The following is an 18365-nucleotide window of genomic DNA, read 5'->3' on the forward strand; positions in this document are numbered from 1 at the left end:
CCGACGGGTGCGGAGGCGCACAGTGATCAGGGCCTTGACACGTGATCCAGGCCGATATCGAGCACCCGGGCGCTGTGGGTGAGCCAGCCGACGCTGATCAGGTCGACCCCGGCCTCGGCGATCGGCACCGCGGTCTCGGGGGTGATCCGTCCGGACGCCTCGGTGACCATCGCCCCGTCGACCAGCGCCACCGCTTGGCGCAACCGGTCGGGGGTGAAGTTGTCGAGCAACACCACGTCGGCGCCCACTTCGAGCAGTTCGGCAAGCATCGCCAGCGAGTCGACCTCGACCTCGATCTTGACCAGGTGGCCGGCGTGCGCCCGGGCCGCCTCGACGGCCCTGCGGACGCCGCCGGCGACCGCGATGTGGTTGTCCTTGATCAGCACGGCGTCGTCGAGGCCGAAGCGGTGGTTGACGCCGCCGCCGCAGCGCACCGCGTACTTCTGCAGGGCGCGCAGGCCTGGGATGGTCTTGCGGGTGTCGGCCACCTTGGCGTGGGTGTGGGCGATCGCGTCGGCGATGGTGGCGGTGCCGGTGGCCACTCCCGACAGGTGGCCCAGAAAGTTGAGCGCCACCCGTTCGCCGGTGAGCAGCCCGCGGGCCGGGCCGGTCGCCGTGGCGATCACACTGCCGGGCTCGACCCGTGAGCCGTCCGGCAGGTGCTGCTCGATGCTGATCGCCGGGTCGACGAACTGCCAGGCCAGCACCGCCAGGGGCAGCCCGGCCACCACGCCGGGCTCGCGCGAGACCAGTTGGACGGTCGTGGTCGCGGCGGCGGGAATAATCGCGTCGGTGGTGACGTCGCCGGCCCGGCCGAGGTCTTCGAGCAGCGCGGCGCGCACGATCGGTTCGATCACCAGGGGCGGCAGGGCTCTCACGTGCAGGCTCCTTCGAGTTCGGCCAGCTCGGGCAGGTCGGCCAGCGACAGCAGCGTGTGCCGGGGCGCGACCTGGCCGGCGAAGTCGGTGCGGGTGTGGGCGCCGCGCGATTCGAGGCGGCTGAGGGCGGCGCGCGCGACCAGAAAGCCGACCAGGCCGGTGTCGTTGGCCAGGTGCGGGCGCAACTCGTCCAGGGCCCGCTGCAGCCCGTCGTGGTGGCGCAGCACGCCGGCCCCGGTGCTGACGATGCCGCGAATCCCGTCGATCGCCGGTTCGGCGGGGTGCCATCGCTGGTCGTCCCAGTGCCGGCCGGGCACATCCGGCACGGCGGCGCCGATGCCCGGTTCGGCCTTCAGGTGCTGGCCCACCCAGCGTCCGCAGACCACGGCTTCGAGCAGTGAGTTGGAGGCCAGCCGATTGGCCCCGTGCAGCCCGGTCGAGGCCACCTCGCCGGCCGCGTATAGGCCGGGCACGGTGCTGCGTCCGGCCAGATCAACCAGCACGCCGCCCATGTGATAGTGCGCGGCGGGCCTGATGGGCAGCAGGTCGCGGGTGGGGTCGAGGCCGGCTGCGGCAGCGGTGGCGTTGATCGACGGGAATAGTGCGGCGAACCGGTCGCCGGGCGAGGTGCGAGCGTCGAGAAACACCTGGTGACCGGCCTGCAACTGGGCCCATTCGGCTCGGCTCACCACGTCGCGTGCGCTCAGCGGGTCGGCCAGCACCCACTCGCCGCGTTCGTTGACGATGATCGCGCCCTCGCCGCGCACGGCCTCGCTGACCAGCGGCATCGGGTCGATCGAGACCTCCAGGGCGGTGGGGTGGAACTGCACCATCTCCAGATCGCGCAAGGTGGCTCCGGCTCGGAACGCCAGCGCCAGCCCCTGCCCCCGTGAGCTGAGCGGGTTGGTGGTGTGACTGAACAGCCCGCCGATCCCGCCGGTGCTGAGCACCACGGTCGAACTGCGCAGCAGCACCGGGCCCTCCGGGGTGTTCACCTCGACGCCGCTCACCCGGCCCTGCTCGGTGACGATTCGGGTGGCGGGGGAGTGGTCCCACAGCGAGACCGACGGCAGGGTACGGGCCTTGTCGACCACTGTGCGCAGCAGCTCGGCACCGGTGCCGTCTCCGCCGGCATGCACGATGCGGCGCCGTCCGTGGGCTCCCTCGAGACCCAGTTCGAGGCTGCCGTCGGGGTTGCGGTCCCAGCGGGTGCCCAGCTCGGTCAACCATTCGATGGCGGACGGGCCGGCTTCGGTGATGGCCCGGACGACCCCCTCGTCGCACAGGCCGGCCCCGGCGGCCAGGGTGTCGGCGGTGTGCTCGGCGGGTGAGTCGTCGGGCCCGACCGCAGCGGCCACACCGCCCTGGGCCCAGCCGGTGGAGGTGCCGGTGCTCACCGCGCCCGCCGACAGCACGATGCAGGGCGCCGGGCTCAACTCGATGGCACAGGACAGCCCAGCGAGGCCCCCGCCGACGATCACAGGACCGTCGGCGACGACCTCGGCGCGCGCGTCCGTCATTTCGGCGGTGCCTCTACGGCGAGCATGCGCTCCACCGCCGCCCGGGCGCGCTCGGCGTCGCCGGCATCAATCGTGACCTGGTGGGTCATCGTTGCCAGAGAATGCCGAATCTTCGCCAGTGTGTTGCGCTTCATGTGCGGGCACAGATTGCAGGGCCGCACGAACTCGACGTCGGGGTACTGCTGCGCCACGTTGTCGCTCATCGAGCATTCGGTGACCAGCGCCACACGGTTGGGCCGGTGCTCGGCCACGAACCTGATCATCTGCGCGGTGCTGCCGGAGTAGTCCGCCTCGTCGACCACCTCGGGCGGGCACTCGGGGTGGGCCAGCACTGTGACGCCGTCGGGGTAGTCGGCGCGCACCTGGCGGATGTCGAGTGGGGTGAACCGCTCGTGCACCTCACAGGCGCCCGGGTGGGTGATCACCTTCACGCCGGTCTGCCGGGCGATATTCGCGGCCAGGTACTGGTCGGGAATCATGATCACCTCGGGCACGCCCAGGCTCTCGATGATGCGCACCGCATTACCCGAGGTGCAGCAGATGTCACTCTCGGCCTTCACCGCGACGCTGGTGTTGACGTAGGTGACCACCGGAACGCCCGGGTGTAGCCGGCGCAACTCGCGGACGTCCGCGGCCGTGATGGACTCGGCCAGCGAACAGCCCGAGCGCAGGTCGGGGATCAGCACGGTCTTGGCCGGGTTGAGCAGCTTGGCGGTCTCGGCCATGAAATGCACACCGGCCAGCACGATCACGTCGGCCTCGACGGTGGTGGCCTCGCGGGCCAGTGCGAGCGAGTCGCCGACGATGTCGGCGACGCCGTGAAAGATCTCGGGCCGCATGTAGTTATGGGCCAGGATCACCGCATTGCGCTCGGCCTTCAGTCGCATGATGGCGTTCACGTCGTCGGCCATGGTCGCCCACTCGGCGGCCGGAACCACGTGTTCGACGCGCTGGAACAGCTCGTCGGCGGTCAGCAGGGTGGTGCTCATCGTGCAGCCTCCTCGATCGATGCGCTAGTTATGCTACAACTGAGCAAAAGAGCAATGCAAGTCGGATCTGCGTGCAAGGCTGCGCCCGAATGCCGGCCCGCCGCCGGGATGTGGCACTCGGCGCCATCTCGGCAGCCCAGCGCCGCGACGGGTCGATGGGTGCGTCGTGGGGACGCCTCCGGTGGCGACCACGGCAGGCGTGTCCGCTCTGCCGCGCTGGGCCGTGCGTGGCTTGGAGGTCTCGCAGGCCGGTGGGGGTCCGTGGTGGGGGAGGGTTTGTGGGCTGCGAGTGTGGCTGCCCGAGCGAGGCCGTCAGCCGGTGAGTCTGTCATCGCCGGGTGGGTCGCCCCCGCAGCGTGGCGGGTGTAGCGGTTCCGACTGCTCGGGGTGACGCACAGGGCGGGTCTCGTTCGTGCCCGGCCGGGGTCTTTGCGGCGATTCGTGCGTTATGGCGCCGGCCGCTGCCCCCTGTGCAACCCCACGCGCAGAAACGAGCGTTATGCGGGCCGTCGTGACAGGCCATAACTGTCATCTCGGCGCGGCGGGAGCGAATTGCGCCGCTGCCGCAAACCAATACGCACGTTTGTCGGCAGGCGCCGTCAGGAACTGCCGAACGAGCCGACCGCGGCCGGTCGGGTTCAGGAACGCTGATCAACGCAACGATCGTTGGTTGAGCTCGTCGAAACGCCTTGCCAGGGTGATGTATCCGAGGTCTCGACGAGCTCGACCAGCGACATGTGGGCGCATTCTGATCCGCAATCGGCCCGATCCAGTGAGTGCAGTCGGGGCGCCGCGAGGGCGGGGCGGATGGACCGACGGCGACAGGTTGTGCGGACGCGCGCGACTCAGCGCAACAGCGCTTCGACCTCGTCGGCCAACTCGCCGATGGGGCGCCGTCCGTCGAGTTCAACGGTGGCGTTACGGCGCAGCAACGGCTCGACGGTCTCGATGTACCCGGCGATCTCGGCTCGCTGCTCGGCCGTCGAGCCGTAGGGATTGCCGCTGCGCTGTGAAACCCGTTGGAGCAGCACCGGCAGGGGCGCGCTGAGCAGTACCACGTGTTCGAAGCGGTCGTAGAACCTGCCCTGGTTCGACACTGTGCCCGACACGACCACAGTCTGGTGCGCGTCCAGCAGCCGGGACATGCGGGGCTCGTCCCAATCGCCGTCCGGTCGTACCCACCTGGCATAGTCGGTGTCGACCGTGTGGTGGCCACGTGCACGCAGCTCATCGAGCAGCGTGGTCTTGCCCGCACCCGACATGCCGGTGATCAGCACCCGCGCCATGTTGCTACCTCCGGACGCCTTTCGCGCGATTCGGATCCTTGACTTGAGGGAGATTACCTGATCCAAGGGCTTTCTACGGAACCGTAACTTACGCTACCGTAGGGAAATGATCTCCTGGGATGAGCACAATCCGGACCAGCCCACGGCGTCCCTGCCGGTCGTGATCCAGGGCGGCATGGGCGTCGCCGTATCGTCGTGGCAGCTGGCCCGCGAAGTGTCGCTGCGCGGCCAACTCGGCGTGGTGTCGGGCACCGCGCTCGACGGGGTCCTCGCCCGCACCCTGCAAGACGGCGACCCGGGCGGGCATCGCCGCCGGGCCCTGGCCCACTTTCCCTCACCGGAGATCGCCGAGCGGGTGTTGCGCGCCTACTACCGGCCCGACGGACGAGGTCGTGGCAAGCCGTATCGCCCGCACCCGATGCTGACCATCGCGCCGAGCCGGTCGGCCATCGAACTGAGCCTGGCCGCCAACTTCGCCGAGGTCTGGCTGGCCAAGGAGGGCCATGCCGGCGTGGTCGGCATCAACATGCTGGAGAAGATCCAGACCGCCAATGCCTCGGCGATTCTCGGCGCCATGCTGGCCGGCGTCGACTACGTGATCATGGGCGCGGGCCTGCCGCGCGAGATTCCGCAGTTGCTCACCGACTTCGCCGCCGGCCGCACCGGACGCCTCACCATCGACGTCGCCGACTCGACCAAGACCCACCTGGCCGAGCTTGATCCGGTGCGGTACCTGGGTGCCCACCTACCGGTGCTGCAGCGGCCCGAAATTCCTGGCGATCGTGTCGCTGCATGTGCTCGCCACCTACCTCAACCGCGACCCGCAGACCCGTCCGGACGGCTTCGTGGTCGAGGGGCCGCGGGCCGGCGGGCACAGCGCCCCGCCCCGGGGGCGGATGGTGCTCGACGAGGCCGGCGAGCCCGTCTACGGCCCGAAGGACGAGGCCGATCTGGCCAAGATCGGTGAACTGGGTCTGCCGTTCTGGCTGGCCGGGGCGTACGCCTCGCCCGAGAAGGTGGCCGAGGCCCGGGCGGTCGGGGCGGCGGGGGTGCAGATCGGCACCCTGTTCGCGATGGCGTCCGAGTCGGGGTTGCTGCCCGCGCTGCGCGGCAAGCTGGTGGCCGAGCTCGAGGCCGAGACGCTGGTGGTGCGCAACGACCCGCGGGCCTCGCCGACCGGCTTTCCGTTCAAGATCGCCGAACTGCGCGACACCCTGGCCGACGACGAGCGCTACCAGGCCCGCGAACGCATCTGCGATCTCGGCTACCTGCGCACCCCCGTCGAACGCGCGGACGGCTCGGTGAGCTACCGCTGCGCGTCCGAGCCGGTGCACATGTACCTGCGCAAGGGCGGCGACGAGGCTGAGACGCAGGGACGCAAGTGCCTGTGCAACGCGCTGATGGCCAACATCGGCCTGGGCCAGGTGCGCCGCGACGGCTATGTCGAGCAGCCCGCCGTCACGCTGGGTCAAGACCTCGAGGGTGCCCGGGCACTGTTGCGGCTCTACCCCGGCGGCTGGACGGCGCGTCAGGCCATCGACTGGCTGGTCGGCACCCCCGCTTGCAGTGGCGTGGTCGGACGCCCGGCCGAGAGCGAACTGGTCGGCGCCGGCGTTGGTCGAGTTAGTCGAGACCTCGGTCATCATGCTGCGGCAAGGGGTTTCGACAAGCTCAACCAGCGGTAGGCGCACGAGTCAGTCATTCCCGAGTGAAGCGCTGATTCTTCGTTGGTCGCGCTTGTCGAGGCCTCGGATTGAGTGCCCTCACTATGGGTTTCGACGTAGCCAGCGAGGCCGGGTACGTCGCCGCAGGTCGAGACCCACAGCCGATCGTCAGCGTGCTCGCGGCGCCGGCAGCTTGGTGCCGGCCGCCTGGCGCTCTTGCAGCACCTCGCGGCGAAAGCGGTACAACCGGGCCGGGCGGCCCCCCGTGCCGGCCAGCTCCCCGGTCTCTTCGACCAGGTGCTGCTGCTCGACCAGCCTGCGAAAGTTCTGCGTATGCACGGGTTGGCCGGCCAGCGCCTGCACGCAGGCCTGCAACTGACCCAGGGTGAAGGTGGGCGGCATCAGTTCGAACACCACCGGCCGGTACTGAATCTTGGCCCGCAGCCGGGCAATGCCGGTGGCCAGCACGCGTCGGTGGTCGCCGTGCATACGGTCGCCGGGCAGGGCCGGCGGTCGCGGCACGTCCGCCGATTCGGGCACCAGCCCGGCCTCGTAGAGAACCTCGTAGCGCTGCAAGGCCAGGTCGGGTTGCCACGGTCGGCCGTCCAGCCCGAAGGTGATCGCACAGCGTTGGCGGCGGGCCCGAGGCGAGGCTTCGCCCGTCCAGGTACGCAGGGCCGGGGCGATCAGTTCGGCGACCAGCCCGCCGCTGTCGCGATGGTCCTCCCACGGAAACAGCGCATACCAACTGAGCCACGTTCCGGTCCGGGCCGACAGCCCCCGCACCAGGCCGAGATACGACACCGAGATGGTCCGCGAGCCGCTGCCGTCGCGGTCGCGGTCGGCGAAGGTGTACAACTGCTCGAGGTAGCCGATGTCGAGACCGGTCTGCTCTTCCACCCAGGCCCGAACGGCGGTCTGCAACGAGCGGTGGCCGGGCAGCACCGGGCCCGAGGGCAGCCGGGGTGCATCGGGCAGGGTCAACACGCAGGGCTCGCCGTCGACCAGGGCGACGATCACCGCCAGCACCTCTGCCGCGATCGGCTCGGTCGACATGGCGGCTCCTGCTCCCTGGGTGGTCTCAGCAGAATATCGGTCGTCCTCGGCGGCTCGATGACGCCGTAGCTGAATCCTGTGAGTTGGCCAAGGGCTTCCGGCATCACTTGGTTTGCGCGGCCGACCCGTCTAGAGTCACATGCACAGAGCCTGGGAAGTGACTTTCTCAAGAGCCGGCGGAGGATTGCGAGCCGGCCGCGTCCATTGCAGGACGCATCCCCTGTCCTTCCCGGGCTCGCCAACGTTGGAGTGCTGACTAGGGCATTTGGATGCAATCAGGGCATAAGTGCAAGCTACCGTCAAGTCCCCCTGGGGGTGATACCGGGGTGTCGCGGCGCGTGAAATTCAACATCTGATAGCAAGGTGATGTTGGTTTCGAGGCGCGACTCACGGTGCAGCAGATCAGTCGATGCCCAGATACTCCTCGAGCGTGAGGTTGCTGTTCGGCCCGAACTGCTTGGCGTCGGCCACCCCGATGTAGCGGTAGTGCCACGGCTCGAAGGCGTACCCGGTGATCTTCTCCTTGCCGTTGGGGTAGCGCAAGATGAAGCCGTATCTGTACGCATTGGCCCACAGCCACTTGCCGACCGTGGTGTTGCGCATGCCGACACCCCAGGTGGCGCCGTCCCACAGGTCAACGGCCAGCCCGGTCTGGTGCTCACTTCGTCCGGGTGCGGCGTTGTAGCGCCGGGCCAGGGTTTCGCTGCCGTACTCCTTGATCTTTCTGGCCAGAATCTGCTCCTGCAGTGCGTAGCTGCGGTAGCCGCTGCGCACCAGCACCCGGACGCCCTTGGCGCGGGCCGCCGCGATCAGCCGGTTCAGCGCGGCCTGGGTCTGCTTGGTGAGCCCATAGGGCGCGGTCACGCTGGTGCGCTGGAACGAGGCGTTGATCGGGTGCTTCTTCGACACCACGGGTATGCCGTTCACGGTGAACGGCTCATTGCGTTGGGCGGCGGTGCGGGTGTCCTTCGGCGCCTGCGTGGCAGACGGCCTCGCGGTGGTGGCGGACGGGCTGGGGGTGGCGGTCGCCGTCGTCGGGGTGGCCGAGAGGGTGGGGGTCGGCGCGACAGTGGCGGCCGCTGAGGTCGGTTCGGCCGGTGACGAGGCGACCGTTGGGGCAGGCGGGGTGGAGGACGAACATCCGGCCAGCAGCACCGCGGTGATCAGGGCGGTCAGCGAGCCTGCTACACCGGGGCGCGCGCCCCTGCGGATGGCAGCGCGGTTGAGGTCAGGGTTCGGGCGCGACACCCGACCACGATAACCGTCCGCTCACGACCAGCCGTCGATGGTCAGCCGGACGAACCGATGATCCGTCGGCCAGAGAGTGCCAACAGGTCGGCGAAGGTCTTGATCACCAGCAGCACGCCGACCACGAATGCGCCGCTGCTGAGCTCGATGCCGTGCCCGGCCAGCCAGTCGAGCAGCCCGATCAGCGGCCCGCTGCGGTTGGTGGTGCCCACCCGCGTGCTCACCGCGAAGAACCCGGCGATAGTGGCCACGTGCAGCACGATCAACCGGGGGTAGGGCGACCAGAACGTCTGGTCGGGGGTGACGCTGCGACGCCGGTCGTCCAGAAACCAGTTGCTGGCCAGGTCGACCACGTACCGCAGGGCGATCAGCAAGGCCGGCATGGCGAGGGTCCAGAACCCGTACTGCAGCCCGATCAACAAAGCGATGATCATCACGAAGACCCCGTGACCCAGCGCAAACATGCCGTAGTGCATGACGAAGAAGCCCGTCGTGACCCAGCGCGGGCGGCTCGCCTTGCCGGAGGGGTCCACGCCTTCGGCGGTGGCGATGCGCACAGCGGTGACCACTCCGAGAATCACGTTCTCGACCCAGAACAGCACGAAGACGTTCCCCGGCGGCCAGCCCCACGCCAGTACCCCGGCCAGCAGGAACAGGTTGGTGAACAGCACCCATCCGACATCCATCCACCGCGTACGGCCGCCCATGAGCCCACGGTAGAGCCAACCGGGCTCGTGTCGACCGAGCTCGTGCCGACCGGGCGGGCGTGAACCATCCGGAACCGTCCCCTGAACCATCCGGAACCGTCCCCGGTGGTTCAGGGGACGGTTCTTCTTGGTTCAACCCAGCCGGGCTCGCTCCTCGGCCAGGTTGGTTCGGGCTCTGGCCTGCCAGAGCTCTCGGCCCCGCTCGGTGCGAAATAGCGGGTCGCGGTTCAGCAGGTCGTCGATCACCAGCCGCCGTCCGTGAGCGAACTGCTCGTCGGGGTAGCGCAGGTACTCTTCGCGCACGTCACGCGCATACACGTGGTAGCGACCCGGAATCAGCCCGAGCACCGACAGGTCGGCGTCGCTGAGCAACTGTCCGTAGGCGTCGCCGGGGGCCGGGTCGTGCTCGATCGTGCCGAGCACCAACCGCTGCACCTCGCTCACCTCGTCGGACGGCAGCAGCGGGGCCAGCAGGTCGCGGGCTAGGGCGGCGGACGCCCGCTCGTCCGCCCCCGGTGCTCCGGCGTAGACCGCGTCGTGAAACCAGGCGGCGAGCAGCACGGTCTGCGGTGCGGGATGGCCATCGGTCAGTTCATCGAGCGCATGCAGGCACTGCAGCAGGTGCCGAACGTCGTGGTAGACGCGGTGCGGCTCGCTCCACCGTCCGATCAGCTCGTCGCGCACGGTTTCGCTCCCGGTCAGGCCGAGCCGCTGCCACCGGTCGGCCAGACCTGCCCGGGCGTCCGGACGGCGGGGCGTCCGATCGGCCGGACGAACCCGCAGCCCACCGGCCACCAGTCGGCGGAGCAGCTCGGTGGAGCTCACCTGGAGGGCACCCTGGGCGATCAGTTCGGGGTAGCGCTCGACCGGTACGTCGTAGTGGTCATGGTCGAACGCCCGTGGCGGCAGTCCGGCGGCCCGGGCGAAGGCCTGCAGCTCGTTGAGCGAACGGTCTGACACCAGGTGGCCGAAGAGCGTGCCATGGGCAGGCCAGCGGGGCGGATCGACCAGTACGGCCATGGCGCTCGGGTCAGCCTGCGACGTCGTGCAGGTGGTGCTCCAGGTCGTGCACGAAGTACACCCCGAGAGTGGCCACGGTGAACAGCGAGCCGTTGCTGCGGGTGCCGGGCCGAAACCACTGATCGCCCTGCACCCCCTCGAAGAGGGACGCCGCGTGCCCGGCTGCCTCGGCGTACTCGCCGGCCACGGAGGCCGGCTGCTGGGCGTGGTAGCGATCGTGCGCGGCGGCCTCGTCCTGGTTCCAGTTCGCAAAGGTGGGGTCGCTCTCGGTCAGCATCTGCTGCACCCGGGCACCGAAGATCACGCACACATCACGCACGTGGCAGCCGTATTCGAGCACCGACCATACGGCGGAGTCACTGCGCCGGGCGGCATTCGGACGCTGCAGCGCCGAGGTCCAGCGCGCGATCGTGGCCCGCACCCGGTCCGCCACCTCGGTGGGCTCGGGCGGGGTGTACCCGCACTCGGGGCAGCCCTGGTCGATCACCCAGGTCCAGTCCTTGGTGTCGGGCTCGATGGGTGCCGGTTCGCTGCCCACCTCAGGACTTGCGCCCGAACGTGGCGGTGAACGACGCACTGTCGAGGGTGTGGGCCAGCAGGGTGAACCGGCAGGCCGCGCTGGTGGCCTCATCGTGCACATCCAGCTCCTCGACGTCGAGGGCATACACCGTGAACACGTAACGGTGGGTGGTGCCGGGCGGCGGGCACGGGCCGCCATAGCCGACGTAGCCGTAGTCGTTGTGCCACTGCCGCATCGGCGCCTGCGGGCCCAGGCCCGCGTCGAGGCTGTTGACGGCGGCGGGAATGTCGAAGCCGATCCAGTGCCACCAGCCGCTGCCGGTGGGGGCATCGGGGTCGAAGCAGGTGACGGCGAAACTCTTGGCCTGCTCCGGCGCCTGCGACCAGGCCAGGTCGGGGCTGACGTTCTGGCCGCCGCACGCCGGTTCGCAATAGGTCAGCTCGATGGTGGAGCCGTCCGGAATGGCCTCGCTGCTGAGTTGCATGTGCTCACCCTAACCTTGGGGCATGACGTCGGTGCAGGTGCTAGCGGGGTGCCGCGTGATCGTTGAGTTGCCGGTGGCCCAGCTCGACGATCTGGTCGCGGCCGGTGAGGTGCTGATTCAGGAACGCCTCGACTGCTGGACGGTGCCGTATTCGCGCCGCGACGAACTGCCGGGCTTGCGCGCGATGTTCGGCCGCCGAGTGCGCCTGGGGGTGGCCGACCTGCGCACCGCCGACCAGGTGCAGGACGCGCTGGCCGTCGAGCCGGACCTGGTGTTGTCGCCGTTCGCGCGTGCCGACCTGGTGGCCGCGGCGTCGACTACTCCGCTGGTGCTGGGCGGCCTGACCCCCTCGGAACTGGCCGCCGCCCTGCGGTTCGGCACCGCGGCGGTGCAGGTCGTGCCGTGCGACGCGCTCGGGTCGCTCTACGCCCGCACGGTGACCGGCATGTTTGCCGGTGAGCCGCTGATCGCGACCGGACGGTTGGAGCGGTTTCAGTGCGAGTTGTGGCTCGACGCCGGGGCGGCGGCGGTGTCGCCCAGCGGAGCCGTCACCACTGCCGACGTCGAAGACCCCGACCTGGCCGATTTGCGCCGCCGGGCACAGGGCTACAACTTCGGCTGACCAGAGCATTTGGCGAAACACTGATCAATCGGTGGTCGGGCTTGTCCACACCTCCCAATGTGCCGCTGTGGCAAGGGGTTGCGACGAGTTCAACCAGCCCTGGGCGCGATGAGTTCAACCAGCCCTGGGCGCGTTGATCGGTGCCTTTTCAGCTACGGCGGCGGCGACGCAGCAGCACGCCGATGCCGATCAGCAGCACCATCACGCCCAGCAGCCCGGTGGCGACCACGATCAGTTGATCGATGAGGGGGCTGCCGCTGCTGGGCAGGCCGGTGATCTCGGCACCCCGATCACTGGGCAGCGTTGCTGCCGGTGCCGGCACTTCCACGGGCTGCGTCAGGCCGCTGGGCACCTGGCCCGGCTCGACGCGCACCGGCAGGGTGAGGCTGGTCGCCGCGGCGTCGGCGCTGCCCGGAAAGCTGAGCTGCAGTTCGACCGTGCCCGAGGCGGGTGCTTGGTCGGGCAGTGGTACGTAGGCCTCGAAGGCGCCGCCGCTGCCGGTGAGCGATTGCAGTTCACCGGCCTGGGGTGCGCCACTGACAGTGACCACGACGGGCACACCGGTCAGGGGGCGCTTCTTCGCATCGAGCAGGGTGCCGGCCACCGGCACCAAGGCGCCGGGCGATCCGATGTCGGTGGCCGCCTTGGCCCTGATCGTCGCGGGCTGCGGGCCTTGCCGGGCCGGCGCCGCCTGGGCGGTTCCGAGCCCCGCCAGCAGGGTGAGCACGACGGACGTGAACAAGACGATGACCCGGCGCATGGGTGCCCCGATCGGGTGTCGATGGGTTGCTTGGAACCTCATGGTGCTGGGCCGGACGACCCCCGCAGCGCAGGCACGCCGGGGCGGCGCCAATTCCGTCTGGATTTGAGCCCCGATAAATCCTTAAGGTACGTTGAGAAGCGATATAAGGTTTCTCAGGGGGTTGTGCCGCATGTATCAACCGCGACGGGCCGGACGCTCCGCCGCAGAGCGCGTTCGGGTCGAGGCGCCCCAGCGGGCCGCCGGGCCGGCTCCGCGCCGCGCCGCGCGCCGCTGGTATGCGACGGCCGCTGATCGGGTCGGAGCGATCTTCGTCGGCTTGGCCGTCGTCGGTACAGCCGGGGCGCTCACCCTGGCCGGAACCGCCGCCGCGGCCCCCATCGCCCTACCGGTGACCACCCCCGACAGCCTGGCGCGTGAGGCCGGGGTGTCGCGCGACGCGGCCCGTTCGCAGATCGCCGCCGAGGACGCCCTGGCCGGCGAGGCCGCCAGCCTGGCCACCCGCAGCGACGACGCCGCGACTCTCGAACCGACCAGGACCATGTACGCGAAGAAGGCGGTGGCCGTGGTGGCCGCGCCCGAGGCCGACGCCAAGAAGCTCGGCAGCGTCAAGCTCGCCGGCAAGCTCACCGTCACCCCGCAAACCGACGGGGAGTACCGGCTGGTGCAGTACCGAGGCGGCGAGGCATGGGTGTTGAAGGCGTCGCTGTCGAACTCGAAGCCCTCGGCCGAGCAGGTCGCCGACGGTAGTGCCCCGGCCGCCACCCGCAGCGTGCCGTCCGGCTCGGTGCTCGGCCTGAAGCCGGTGGCCATGGTGGTCTACCGCGCGGTGATGGCGCGCTGGGACGTCAAGAACGTGGGCGGCTACCGGGCGCACAGCCTGTCGGTGCACCAGTTCGGCCGGGCGATCGACTTCATGACCTACTCCAACGTGTCTCAGGGCAACGCCATCGCCGCCTTCCTGATCGCGCACGCCAAAGAGTTTCACGTCGACCACATCATCTACCGGCAGCGCATCTGGACGCCCTACCACCCCAGTTGGCGCCACATGGCCGACCGAGGCAGTGCGACGGCCAACCATATGGACCACGTCCACGTCGCGGTCGACAACGTCTGAGACCGCTGGCCCAGGGGGCGAGAGATCGGGCCTCTTTCGGTGACCTGCGCAGGTAGTCGTCACTAGGCTGGCCGCATGCAGACACCCGTAGACCCCACCAAGACCGAGGCCTGGCAGAAGCTCAAGGCGCTCCACGCCCAGTTCGTGCCCGACCTGCGTGGCGCTTTCGCGGCCGACCCGCAGCGCGCCCAGAAGTACTCGTTCACGGCCGCCGACGTGTACGTCGACCTGTCGAAGAACCTGATCGATTCCGCCGTGCTCAAGGCGCTGGTCGAACTGGCCGACGAGGTCGGAGTGCCGGCGCACCGCGCTGCGATGTTCGCCGGCGAACGCATCAACGTCACCGAGAATCGCTCGGTGCTGCACACCGCGCTGCGCCGGCCCGACGGAGACGTGCTTGAGGTCGACGGCGTGAACGTGGTCGAGCAGGTGCACGAGGTGTTGAACGCCATGTACGCCTTCGCCGAGCGGGTGCGTTCCGGCGATTGGGTCGGCGTCACCGGCAAGAAGATCACCACCATCGTCAACATCGGCATCGGCGGTTCCGACCTCGGCCCGGTGATGGTGTACGAGGCGCTGAAGCCTTACGTCACGCCGGGTCTCGAGGCCCGCTTCATCAGCAATATCGACCCCACCGACGTGGCCGAGACCACCAAGGGGGTCGACCCCGAGAGCGTGCTGTTCATCGTGGCGTCCAAGACCTTCACCACCCTTGAGACGCTGACCAATGCCCGCATGGCCCGCGACTGGCTGTTGAACGCGCTCACCCAGTCGGGTGCCATCGACGGCTCTGAGGCGCAGCGCGCCGACGCCGTGTCGAAGCACTTCGTGGCCGTCTCGACCGCGCTCGACAAGGTCGAGGCCTTCGGCATCGACCCGGCCAACGCCTTCGGTTTCTGGAACTGGGTGGGCGGACGCTACTCGGTCGATTCGGCCGTCGGCCTGCCGTTGATCCTTACCCTCGGCCCCGACAACTTCGCCGAGCTGCTGGCCGGCTTCCGTGCGATGGACGAACACTTCGTTACCGCCCCGTCGGCCGAGAACGTGCCCCTGCTGATGGGCCTGCTGAATGTCTGGTATGTGAACTTCTTCAAGGCAACTTCGCACGCGGTGCTGCCGTATGCGCAGTACCTGCACCGCTTCGCCGCCTACCTGCAGCAGCTCACCATGGAGTCCAACGGCAAGGGCGTGCGGCTCGACGGCTCACCGGTGGTCACCGAGACCGGTGAGATCTTCTGGGGAGAACCCGGCACCAACGGCCAGCACGCGTTCTATCAGTTGATCCACCAGGGCACCCAGTTGATTCCCGCCGACTTCATCGCGGTGGCCACCCCGGCGCACCCGATCAAAGACGGCGATGTCGACGTGCACGAGCTGTTTCTGGCGAACTTCTTCGCCCAGACCAAGGCGCTCGCCTTCGGCAAGACCGCCGACGAGGTGCGGGCCGAGGGTACGCCCGAGGCCATCGTCAGTGCCCGCGTGTTCAAGGGCAATCGGCCCACCACCTCGATCATGGCGCCGGCACTCACCCCGTCGGTGCTGGGCCAGTTGATCGCGCTGTACGAGCACATCACCTTCGTGCAGGGCTCGGTGTGGGGCATCGACAGCTTCGACCAGTGGGGCGTCGAGCTCGGCAAGCAGCTGGCCATGCAGATCGCACCTGCGGTGGCCGGCGACGCCACGGCGCTGGAGGCGCAGGACGCGTCGACCAAGAACCTGGTCGGCTACTACCTGCAGCATCGGGCGTGAGGCGAACGAGAGCCGCCGCCTGACCCGGCGGCGGCTCTCGGCGTCCATTCCACTAGATGACTAATTCCAGGGGGTGTTAGTGGTCGTAGGCGACCAGGTTTCTTCTGGCTAGGGAGTTTGCTTGGTGGTTGTGCCAGATGGCGGTCGTGAGGGCGAGGATGCGTTGCGCGACCCGGGCGGCGACGCCGGCTGGGGTGCGTCCGCCGTGGGCTTCGAGGTCGAGTTGGCCTTTCAACGTGTCGTTGACCGATTCGATGATTTGGCGCAGTGGTTTGAAGAACCGCTGGCCGGGTCGGGGCTTCTCTCCTTTACGGGCCGGGCGGAGCAGATCAATCCCGACCTCGGTCAGTCCGGTTTCGAACTCGCGGCCGCTGTAACCCTTGTCCGCGATGATGATCTGGCGTCGCCGGGTGGGCCGGTCCTGCAACGCCGCAGTGGAATCGAGCAGGTGCTTCACCACGTCACGTTCGTTGGCTTTCGCGCCGGTCAACGCCAACGGCAATCCGTGCAGGGTGCACACCAGATGCAACCTGAGCCCCCAAAAGTAACGGGAATGGGACGCGCAATAGCCGTACTCGGCCCATCCGGCCAAGTCAGAGCGTTTCGCGGTCTCCCGAGACCGGCCACACTCCACCGGGGTGGAGTCCACCACCCACACATCATCACTCGCGACCGGCACATGTCGGGCCAGCTCGGCAGCGAGCCACGCCATGGTGCCGTTCAGCTTCCGCAACCGCTTGTTGTAGCCGGACTGACGCGGCAGATACGGAAACATGCCGGTGAGATGCCGGTGGGCGTACCGCAACCAGCGGGCCTCCGAGGTGTAACCCAGCATCACCGCCAACACGATCAGCTCAGCATCACTGATCCGCTCAACGAACCCGACCTCAGGCCGTTGCGGAACCTGTTCGGGGTGAGCCTTCAACAGATCATCAGCAGTCACGTAGAGTGCAATCGCGAGGGTGTCCAGATCGGTGTCCATCAAAGCCTCCAGAGCTTGACATGGGTTAGCAACACCGACTCTGCGACACCCTCCCCTTCAACCCCCAGACGCCACACCGACCTTGGACTTACTCATCTAGACTGCTGGAGGCGCGGCGAGGCAACCAGCTTTGCCCTGTAAGCGGAGGTTCCGTCCAGCCATGACCGTGGCCCAACTGGCATCTGACCGTGGGTTGCACCGGGTGGGGGCACGTCTGCCTGTGGTTGCCTACCTGAAGCAGACCTGGGCACGTCGCCAGTTCGTCGTCAAGATGGCGCAGTTCCGGTTGCGTGCCGACCTGGAGGACAACCGGCTGGGCATTGTCTGGCTGCTCCTGCAGCCCGTGCTGAACGCGATTGTCTACGGCACGATCTTCTATTTTCTGCAGAGCGACCGGCGGCCCACCGACTACATCGCGCATGTGGTGATCGGCGTCTTCCTGTTCCAGTTTTTCTCCAAGAGCCTTTCTGACGGAGCCAAATCGATCACCGGTAACCGGGCGCTGGTGCAGTCGCTGGCCTTCCCCCGGCTCACTTTGCCGCTGGCCGAGGTGATGGAGCATTTCCTGTCGCTGATGCCCTCTATCGGTCTACTGCTCGTGGCGCTGCCCCTGCTGGGCCACCCGCCGTCGTGGAGTTGGCTGCTGATGGTGCCGCTGCTGGCGCTCTACACGTTGTTCAATGCTGGCATCGCGATGATCGCCGCTCGGCTCACCGTGCACGTCCGTGATCTCACCCAGGTGCTGCCGTTCGTTTCGCGGATCCTGTTCTACACCTCGGGAGTGCTGTTCGATGTCAGCAAGATCTTCGAATCCCACCCGTGGGTGATAGCCGTCTACGACCTCCACCCGCTGTACCAGGTGTTGACCATCGCTCGGCACCTACTGATGGGCAGTCCGTACAACCCTCACTACTGGCTGTACTTCTCGCTGTATGCGGTGATCGTGTTCCTGGTCGGCTTGCTGTTCTTCTGGATGGCCGAAGAGAGGTACGGGCGTGACTGACGTGCCGTTGGTGGTTGACCCGGGCCGGAGCCCCACCGTGATCGTGGACGAGTTGCACGTGGTCTACCGGGCCTATGGCAGCGGCAAGGTGGCCCGTAACACCCAGGGCGGCCTGCTGGCCCGGACTCGGCGGGGGGTTCGTGAGGTGCATGCGCTGAAAGGCCTGTCGTTCGTCGCCTACGAGAACGAGTCGATCGGAGTCATCGGCTCCAACGGCTCCGGCAAGTCGACCCTGATGCGCGCGATCACTGGGCTGACCCCGCCCGAGTCGGGCGCGGTCTATGCCAGCGCGCGCCCGAACCTGCTTGGTGTCGGAGCCGCGCTCATCCCCAACCTGTCCGGTGAGCGCAACATCGTTTTGGGTGGCCTGGCCATGGGCTTTTCGACCAAGGAGGTCGCCGAGATGCGCGACGACATCGTCGCCTTCTCAGAACTGCAGGACTTCATCGATCTGCCGATGAAGACGTACTCCTCGGGCATGCAGGCACGGTTGAAGTTCGCCATCGCCGCAGCCCGGCAGCACGAGATCCTGATCGTCGACGAGGCGCTGTCCGTGGGTGATCGCCGGTTCCGGCAGCGCAGCGAGGCCCGCATCCGGCAGATCCGTGACGAGGCGGGCACCATCTTCTTGGTGTCGCACTCGATGAAGTCGATTCGCGATACGTGCGAACGAGTGCTGTGGATCAACAAGGGCGAGTTGATGATGGACGGTCCTTGCGAAGATGTGGTCACGGCGTACGAGAAATCGCAGCGCTGACGC

At 68.3% G+C, this 18365-nt stretch carries 18 protein-coding genes; 6 read left to right on the forward strand and 12 right to left on the reverse strand.

Going from position 1 to position 18365, the window contains the following annotated elements:
• Positions 1-26: 26 nt before the first annotated feature.
• From nadC to QM721_RS00615, 4 genes are all read right to left on the reverse strand, one after another.
• Entirely contained in the window at positions 27-878 is an 852-nt protein-coding gene (gene nadC, locus QM721_RS00600; RefSeq protein WP_415117924.1) for a carboxylating nicotinate-nucleotide diphosphorylase, read from the reverse strand.
• Complete coding sequence (locus tag QM721_RS00605) at positions 875-2398, reverse strand: L-aspartate oxidase (RefSeq protein ID WP_415117926.1); 1524 nt, start codon at positions 2396-2398, stop codon at positions 875-877. Before QM721_RS00605 ends, nadC begins: the two co-directional genes overlap by 4 nt.
• Positions 2395-3387: a quinolinate synthase NadA gene (nadA, locus tag QM721_RS00610; protein ID WP_415117928.1), complete on the reverse strand. Its 993-nt coding sequence runs from the start codon at positions 3385-3387 to the stop codon at positions 2395-2397. Before nadA ends, QM721_RS00605 begins: the two co-directional genes overlap by 4 nt.
• An 845-nt stretch (positions 3388-4232) precedes the next feature.
• A complete protein-coding gene (locus tag QM721_RS00615; RefSeq protein WP_415117930.1) occupies positions 4233-4673 on the reverse strand; it encodes an AAA family ATPase in 441 nt (146 codons plus the stop codon).
• A 782-nt stretch (positions 4674-5455) separates the two neighbouring features.
• On the opposite strand from QM721_RS00615, the gene QM721_RS00620 reads away from it, so the two are divergent.
• Entirely contained in the window at positions 5456-6358 is a 903-nt protein-coding gene (locus tag QM721_RS00620; RefSeq protein ID WP_415117932.1) for a nitronate monooxygenase, read from the forward strand.
• Between the two features lie 147 nt (positions 6359-6505).
• Here QM721_RS00620 and QM721_RS00625 read toward each other — a convergent pair whose 3' ends face one another.
• The 6 genes from QM721_RS00625 to QM721_RS00650 all read right to left on the reverse strand — a co-directional run bounded on the left by QM721_RS00625 (position 6506) and on the right by QM721_RS00650 (position 11372).
• Positions 6506-7393, reverse strand: coding sequence for an NUDIX hydrolase (locus tag QM721_RS00625; RefSeq protein WP_415117934.1), 888 nt, complete (start codon positions 7391-7393; stop codon positions 6506-6508).
• A gap of 402 nt (positions 7394-7795) precedes the next feature.
• Complete coding sequence (locus QM721_RS00630) at positions 7796-8641, reverse strand: D-alanyl-D-alanine carboxypeptidase family protein (RefSeq protein WP_415117936.1); 846 nt, start codon at positions 8639-8641, stop codon at positions 7796-7798.
• A gap of 41 nt (positions 8642-8682) precedes the next feature.
• On the reverse strand, positions 8683-9348 hold the full coding sequence (locus tag QM721_RS00635; protein ID WP_415117938.1) for a DUF6498-containing protein: 666 nt from the start codon (positions 9346-9348) through the stop codon (positions 8683-8685).
• A 132-nt stretch (positions 9349-9480) separates the two neighbouring features.
• The gene (locus QM721_RS00640; protein WP_415117940.1) at positions 9481-10368 is read right to left on the reverse strand and encodes a DUF4031 domain-containing protein; all 888 of its coding nucleotides are present in this window, start codon (positions 10366-10368) and stop codon (positions 9481-9483) included.
• A gap of 10 nt (positions 10369-10378) precedes the next feature.
• Positions 10379-10906, reverse strand: coding sequence for a DinB family protein (locus QM721_RS00645; protein ID WP_415117942.1), 528 nt, complete (start codon positions 10904-10906; stop codon positions 10379-10381).
• 1 nt (position 10907) lies between these two features.
• Positions 10908-11372 (reverse strand): YbhB/YbcL family Raf kinase inhibitor-like protein, encoded by a 465-nt coding sequence (locus QM721_RS00650; RefSeq protein ID WP_415117944.1) that lies wholly within the window; start codon positions 11370-11372, stop codon positions 10908-10910.
• Positions 11373-11394: 22 nt separating this feature from the next.
• Here QM721_RS00650 and QM721_RS00655 point away from each other — a divergent pair, with 22 nt between their 5' ends.
• Positions 11395-11994: a hypothetical protein gene (locus QM721_RS00655; protein WP_415117946.1), complete on the forward strand. Its 600-nt coding sequence runs from the start codon at positions 11395-11397 to the stop codon at positions 11992-11994.
• A 148-nt stretch (positions 11995-12142) separates the two neighbouring features.
• Here the strand turns inward: QM721_RS00655 and QM721_RS00660 are convergent, their stop codons facing one another.
• Positions 12143-12754: a hypothetical protein gene (locus QM721_RS00660; RefSeq protein ID WP_415117948.1), complete on the reverse strand. Its 612-nt coding sequence runs from the start codon at positions 12752-12754 to the stop codon at positions 12143-12145.
• Positions 12755-12926: 172 nt separating this feature from the next.
• Here QM721_RS00660 and QM721_RS00665 point away from each other — a divergent pair, with 172 nt between their 5' ends.
• Together QM721_RS00665 and pgi are read left to right on the forward strand one after the other, a co-directional pair.
• Positions 12927-13871: a hypothetical protein gene (locus QM721_RS00665; protein ID WP_415117950.1), complete on the forward strand. Its 945-nt coding sequence runs from the start codon at positions 12927-12929 to the stop codon at positions 13869-13871.
• 75 nt (positions 13872-13946) lie between these two features.
• Positions 13947-15620, forward strand: a complete 1674-nt coding sequence (gene pgi / locus QM721_RS00670; RefSeq protein ID WP_415117952.1) for a glucose-6-phosphate isomerase — start codon at positions 13947-13949, stop codon at positions 15618-15620.
• A 76-nt stretch (positions 15621-15696) separates the two neighbouring features.
• Here pgi and QM721_RS00675 read toward each other — a convergent pair whose 3' ends face one another.
• The gene (locus QM721_RS00675) at positions 15697-16602 is read right to left on the reverse strand and encodes an IS982 family transposase (protein ID WP_415117954.1); all 906 of its coding nucleotides are present in this window, start codon (positions 16600-16602) and stop codon (positions 15697-15699) included.
• A 160-nt stretch (positions 16603-16762) separates the two neighbouring features.
• Here QM721_RS00675 and QM721_RS00680 point away from each other — a divergent pair, with 160 nt between their 5' ends.
• Positions 16763-17605, forward strand: coding sequence for an ABC transporter permease (locus QM721_RS00680; RefSeq protein WP_415117956.1), 843 nt, complete (start codon positions 16763-16765; stop codon positions 17603-17605).
• Positions 17598-18362 (forward strand): ABC transporter ATP-binding protein, encoded by a 765-nt coding sequence (locus QM721_RS00685; RefSeq protein ID WP_415117958.1) that lies wholly within the window; start codon positions 17598-17600, stop codon positions 18360-18362. Before QM721_RS00680 ends, QM721_RS00685 begins: the two co-directional genes overlap by 8 nt.
• Positions 18363-18365: the final 3 nt, after the last annotated feature.

It is taken from the genome of Micropruina sp. (genome assembly GCF_047602085.1).
Taxonomy (GTDB): Bacteria; Actinomycetota; Actinomycetes; order Propionibacteriales; family Propionibacteriaceae; genus Micropruina.

Coding starts and splice junctions, on each gene's coding strand:
- QM721_RS00605 (WP_415117926.1), bottom strand. CDS start 2,398: ATGACGGACGCGCGCGCCGAGGTCGTCGCCGACGGTCCTGTGATCGTC.
- nadA (WP_415117928.1), bottom strand. CDS start 3,387: ATGAGCACCACCCTGCTGACCGCCGACGAGCTGTTCCAGCGCGTCGAA.
- QM721_RS00615 (WP_415117930.1), bottom strand. CDS start 4,673: ATGGCGCGGGTGCTGATCACCGGCATGTCGGGTGCGGGCAAGACCACG.
- QM721_RS00625 (WP_415117934.1), bottom strand. CDS start 7,393: ATGTCGACCGAGCCGATCGCGGCAGAGGTGCTGGCGGTGATCGTCGCC.
- QM721_RS00635 (WP_415117938.1), bottom strand. CDS start 9,348: ATGGGCGGCCGTACGCGGTGGATGGATGTCGGATGGGTGCTGTTCACC.
- QM721_RS00640 (WP_415117940.1), bottom strand. CDS start 10,368: ATGGCCGTACTGGTCGATCCGCCCCGCTGGCCTGCCCATGGCACGCTC.
- QM721_RS00650 (WP_415117944.1), bottom strand. CDS start 11,372: ATGCAACTCAGCAGCGAGGCCATTCCGGACGGCTCCACCATCGAGCTG.
- QM721_RS00655 (WP_415117946.1), top strand. CDS start 11,395: ATGACGTCGGTGCAGGTGCTAGCGGGGTGCCGCGTGATCGTTGAGTTG.
- QM721_RS00660 (WP_415117948.1), bottom strand. CDS start 12,754: ATGCGCCGGGTCATCGTCTTGTTCACGTCCGTCGTGCTCACCCTGCTG.
- QM721_RS00665 (WP_415117950.1), top strand. CDS start 12,927: ATGTATCAACCGCGACGGGCCGGACGCTCCGCCGCAGAGCGCGTTCGG.
- pgi (WP_415117952.1), top strand. CDS start 13,947: ATGCAGACACCCGTAGACCCCACCAAGACCGAGGCCTGGCAGAAGCTC.
- QM721_RS00675 (WP_415117954.1), bottom strand. CDS start 16,602: ATGGACACCGATCTGGACACCCTCGCGATTGCACTCTACGTGACTGCT.
- QM721_RS00680 (WP_415117956.1), top strand. CDS start 16,763: ATGACCGTGGCCCAACTGGCATCTGACCGTGGGTTGCACCGGGTGGGG.